The organism is Bacillus sp. LR_5, assembly GCF_042709275.1.
Genome location: NZ_JAVAXX010000393.1, coordinates 1 through 4,649 on the forward strand (window position 1 = coordinate 1; position 4,649 = coordinate 4,649).

At 44.1% G+C, this 4,649-nt stretch carries 6 protein-coding genes; 5 read left to right on the forward strand and 1 reads right to left on the reverse strand.

The window, feature by feature from the left end:
- Positions 1-924 (forward strand): transcriptional regulator Med (gene med, locus RAC86_RS35565; protein WP_377886692.1); only part of this gene is annotated, 924 nt, incomplete at its 5' end.
- Positions 925-938: 14 nt separating this feature from the next.
- Positions 939-1,130 carry a ComG operon transcriptional repressor ComZ gene (gene comZ / locus RAC86_RS35570; protein WP_003224559.1) on the forward strand — a complete coding sequence of 64 codons (192 nt, stop codon included), beginning with the start codon at positions 939-941 and terminating at the stop codon, positions 1,128-1,130.
- A gap of 29 nt (positions 1,131-1,159) precedes the next feature.
- Here the strand turns inward: comZ and yjzB are convergent, their stop codons facing one another.
- On the reverse strand, positions 1,160-1,399 hold the full coding sequence (yjzB, locus tag RAC86_RS35575) for a spore coat protein YjzB (RefSeq protein ID WP_003232972.1): 240 nt from the start codon (positions 1,397-1,399) through the stop codon (positions 1,160-1,162).
- Between the two features lie 164 nt (positions 1,400-1,563).
- On the opposite strand from yjzB, the gene fabH reads away from it, so the two are divergent.
- From fabH to RAC86_RS35590, 3 genes are all read left to right on the forward strand, one after another.
- Positions 1,564-2,502, forward strand: a complete 939-nt coding sequence (fabH, locus tag RAC86_RS35580) for a beta-ketoacyl-ACP synthase III (protein WP_003232971.1) — start codon at positions 1,564-1,566, stop codon at positions 2,500-2,502.
- Positions 2,503-2,524: 22 nt separating this feature from the next.
- Positions 2,525-3,766 (forward strand): beta-ketoacyl-ACP synthase II, encoded by a 1,242-nt coding sequence (gene fabF, locus RAC86_RS35585; RefSeq protein ID WP_003244890.1) that lies wholly within the window; start codon positions 2,525-2,527, stop codon positions 3,764-3,766.
- 75 nt (positions 3,767-3,841) lie between these two features.
- Entirely contained in the window at positions 3,842-4,627 is a 786-nt protein-coding gene (locus RAC86_RS35590) for a DUF2268 domain-containing putative Zn-dependent protease (protein WP_021479557.1), read from the forward strand.
- Positions 4,628-4,649 lie beyond the last annotated feature (22 nt).

A 4,649-nucleotide genomic window follows, 5' to 3' on the forward strand; every position in this document is an offset into this window, starting at 1 on the left:
GTCCTCCTTTTATTGAGTGGATGTGGACAAACTCCGTTCAAAGGAAAAATTGAGAAGGTCGGCATGCTCTTTCCTGATACGATTAATGACCTCGTATGGGGCACAAAAGGGTATAAAGGATTACTGAATATACAATCCAAATACAATGTGGACGTCTATTATAAAGAAGGCGTTAAAACAGAAGAAGATATCATAAATGCGATTGAGGATTTTCATAAGAGGGGCGTCAATCTGCTCTACGGCCATGGGAGTGAATATGCTGAGGTGTTTAACTTGGTCGGCGAAGATTATCCAGATATGGAATTCGTCATTTCCAATGCGAAAGCGAAAGCTGATAATGTAACGAGTGTCCATTTTAGCGGGGAAGCAATGGGCTTTTTTGGAGGAATGACTGCTGCCCATATGTCGAAAACGAATCAGGTCGGTGTAATTGCTTCCTTTACGTGGCAGCCTGAGGTTGACGGTTTTATCAAAGGGGCCAAGTATGAAAATCCGGATATAGAGGTAAATACGAAATATACGGATCATTGGGATGATGATACAACAGCAGTAAAGCTTTATCAGAAAATGAAGAACGAAGGCGCGGATGTTGTGTATCCCGCCGGAGACGGGTATAATGTTCCTGTTATTCAGCAAATCAAAAAAGACGGTCTTTATGCCATTGGCTACGTCACAGATCAATCGGATCTGGGCGAGAATACCGTATTAACCAGCACGGTGCAAAATGTGGACAAGGCCTATGAAATCATTGCTGAACAATTTAATAAAGGCAACCTTGAGGGCGGCGATCATTACTACGACCTGAATACGGGAGTCGTTGAGATGGGAACATTCAGCCCGCTCGTCGACAAAGACTTTCAGCAAAGAATCGCCAAGCTGATCAAAACATACAACAAAACAGGCGAGCTGCCAAAAAACGAGTAATGGAGTGACGTCACATGCAGCACGAAAAATCACTTGAATTCTTGCAAATTGCCATGAAATATCTCCCTGAAGCGAAAGAACAGCTTGAGAAATCAGGCATTGAGCTCTCAATGGAGGCCATCCAGCCGTTTATGAATCTATTTACAACGGTAATGGCGGAAGCTTATGAGCTTGGCAAGTCTGACGCTAAATCTGAAACAGAATAAGAAGAAGCCACTTTTTTGAAAGTGGCTTTTCACATGATTTTCTTTTTAATAGCGGAGAGCATGGGCGCAAGCTCCTTTAAAGCAGGCTTGATTTGATCAAGAGAGTTCATAATTGAACCGATTTGGTCCATAATATGCATGTAATTAATCGTCTCTTCGTCGTTTGTCTGAGAAACCTGAGAAACTTCCTCTTGCTGTTCCTCCTCCTTCTCTTCTGTTGGTTTTGCTGCATCGCCGAACATCATTCTTGAAAACACATCCAACTGCATACGCCTCCTTTCCATATACCATACTCTATGAGTAAGATGAACTGATAGTTTAGACGAATATATTGCCATGTGAAAAAAAATAGGATAGAATTAGTACCTGATACTAATAATTGATCACAACCTGATTGATCTTCTAAATTTAAGATATAAAGGAGTCTTCCCTTATGAAAGCTGGAATACTTGGTGTTGGACGTTACATTCCTGAGAAGGTTTTAACAAATCATGATCTTGAAAAAATGGTTGAAACTTCTGACGAGTGGATTCGTACAAGAACAGGAATAGAAGAAAGAAGAATCGCAGCAGATGATGTGTTTTCATCACATATGGCTGTTGCAGCAGCGAAAAATGCGCTGGAACAAGCTGAAGTGGCTGCTGAGGATCTGGATATGATCTTGGTTGCAACTGTTACACCTGATCAGTCATTTCCTACGGTCTCTTGTATGATTCAAGAACAGCTCGGCGCGAAGAAAGCGTGTGCTATGGATATCAGCGCGGCTTGTGCGGGCTTCATGTACGGGGTTGTAACCGGTAAACAATTTATTGAATCCGGAACCTACAAGCATGTTCTAGTTGTCGGTGTAGAGAAGCTCTCAAGCATTACCGACTGGGAAGACCGCAATACAGCCGTTCTGTTTGGAGACGGAGCAGGCGCTGCGGTAGTCGGGCCAGTCAGTGATGACAGAGGAATCCTTTCATTTGAACTAGGAGCCGACGGCACAGGCGGTCAGCACTTGTATCTGAATGAAAAACGACATACAATCATGAATGGACGAGAAGTTTTCAAATTTGCAGTCCGCCAAATGGGAGAATCATGCGTAAATGTCATTGAAAAAGCCGGACTTTCAAAAGAGGATGTCGACTTTTTGATTCCGCATCAGGCGAACATCCGCATCATGGAAGCTGCTCGCGAGCGTTTAGAGCTTCCTGTCGAAAAGATGTCTAAAACTGTTCATAAATATGGAAATACTTCTGCCGCATCCATTCCGATCTCTCTTGTAGAAGAATTGGAAGCCGGTAAAATCAAAGACGGCGATGTGGTCGTTATGGTAGGGTTCGGCGGAGGACTAACATGGGGCGCCATTGCAATCCGCTGGGGCCGATAAAAAAAGGTGAGGTGCACACAAGATGACTAAAAAAAGAGTAGTTGTTACAGGACTTGGAGCATTATCTCCACTTGGCAACGACGTCGATACAAGTTGGAATAACGCAATCAACGGTGTGTCCGGAATCGGTCCGATCACTCGTGTTGACGCTGAAGAATATCCGGCAAAAGTTGCCGCTGAATTAAAAGATTTTAATGTTGAAGATTATATGGATAAAAAAGAAGCCAGAAAAATGGACCGCTTTACACAATATGCGGTTGTGGCTGCGAAAATGGCGGTTGAAGATGCAGATCTTAACATTACCGATGAGATCGCGCCGAGAGTCGGTGTTTGGGTAGGCTCCGGTATCGGAGGACTTGAAACACTAGAGTCTCAATTTGAAATCTTCTTAACAAAAGGCCCAAGACGGGTAAGCCCGTTTTTCGTGCCAATGATGATTCCTGACATGGCGACAGGCCAGATTTCTATTGCATTAGGAGCAAAAGGGGTGAACTCTTGTACGGTTACAGCATGTGCTACAGGAACGAACTCCATCGGTGACGCGTTTAAGGTTATTCAGCGCGGTGATGCAGACGTGATGGTCACAGGCGGAACAGAAGCGCCGCTGACAAGAATGTCATTCGCCGGCTTTAGTGCCAACAAAGCGCTGTCTACTAATCCAGATCCGAAAACAGCGAGCCGCCCGTTCGATAAAAACCGTGATGGCTTTGTCATGGGGGAAGGTGCAGGGATTATCGTTCTTGAAGAACTTGAGCATGCCCTGGCCCGCGGCGCTAAAATTTACGGAGAAATTGTCGGCTACGGCTCAACCGGAGACGCTTATCATATCACAGCGCCGGCCCAAGACGGCGAAGGCGGAGCGAGAGCGATGCAAGAAGCCATTAAAGATGCAGGCATTGCACCTGAAGAAATTGATTACATCAATGCTCACGGGACAAGCACGTATTACAACGACAAATACGAAACAATGGCGATTAAGACCGTTTTTGGCGAGCATGCGCATAAACTTGCGGTAAGCTCTACAAAATCGATGACAGGCCACCTCTTAGGAGCAGCCGGCGGTATTGAAGCCATTTTCTCTATCCTGGCCATTAAAGAAGGCGTGATTCCACCGACAATCAATATTCAAACACCTGACGAAGAATGTGATTTGGATTATGTGCCTGATGAAGCCCGCAGACAGGAACTTAATTATGTTCTCAGCAACTCATTAGGATTCGGCGGACACAACGCAACATTAATCTTTAAGAAATATCAATCATAATCAAGCCAAACCGGCTGCCCTTAAAGGGTAGCCGGTTTTTTTTGTGTGCATAGGATTAAAAGAGGAGGCGATCACATGAGTGTAGAACAAACATATAGCTGGCTCAGGAAGGCTGATTCAATAGATGATTTGGCGCATTACATTATCCCGCTTTTTTCAGGTGCGGAGAAAAAGAACTGGAATGGCATTCTGGGACACCTTCAGCATCATGGGATGTTTAAAAACATAAAAGAGGGTATTCAGACTGTTTCCAAGCTGAAGGAAAAAGGTTTTTACGGACATATCCAAAAGGAAGAACAGTACCTCAAAAACAAATGGCAAGGTCCTGATGTACCAATTGTCACGCTGCCGGTTGATGAACGAAACAGGAGAATCCGTTTAGAATTCGGATCAAAATCAGGACTCGCCTTTCAAGACAAAATGTTCCTTTTTCTTTCGTCAGATTTAGATTTTGGGTCGGTATCTGCCCTTATGACGCATGAGTATCATCACGTTTGCCGGTTAGGTCATCTGACAAAAGAGGAAAAGGATGTCACATTACTTGATACAATCATCATGGAAGGGCTGGCGGAATATGCTGTTTATGAGAGGTTCGGCCGAAGTCAAACGGCTGAGTGGACGACTTGGTATACACCGGAGCAGCTTCAGGCTTTATATGAAAAAAAGATTGCGCCCCATCGGGATATCAAACGGGATAATCGATTATTTCCCCAGCTGTTATTCGGCAAAGGATATCAGCCAAAAATGCTTGGATACGCAGTTGGATTCAATATTGTAAAAAAATATTTAACTGCCAGCAAGGCAAGCACCGCAGACGGACTGTCCATTCCTGCTGAAACCTTTTTGGATGCAATGCTTTAAAAGGATAAAATAATGGAATTTC

What these genes read in the sequence shown, in the direction of transcription:
- fabF (WP_003244890.1), top strand. Translation starts at nt 2,525, where the DNA reads ATGACTAAAAAAAGAGTAGTTGTTACAGGACTTGGAGCATTATCTCCA.
- fabH (WP_003232971.1), top strand. Translation starts at nt 1,564, where the DNA reads ATGAAAGCTGGAATACTTGGTGTTGGACGTTACATTCCTGAGAAGGTT.
- RAC86_RS35590 (WP_021479557.1), top strand. Translation starts at nt 3,842, where the DNA reads ATGAGTGTAGAACAAACATATAGCTGGCTCAGGAAGGCTGATTCAATA.
- yjzB (WP_003232972.1), bottom strand. Translation starts at nt 1,399, where the DNA reads ATGCAGTTGGATGTGTTTTCAAGAATGATGTTCGGCGATGCAGCAAAA.
- comZ (WP_003224559.1), top strand. Translation starts at nt 939, where the DNA reads ATGCAGCACGAAAAATCACTTGAATTCTTGCAAATTGCCATGAAATAT.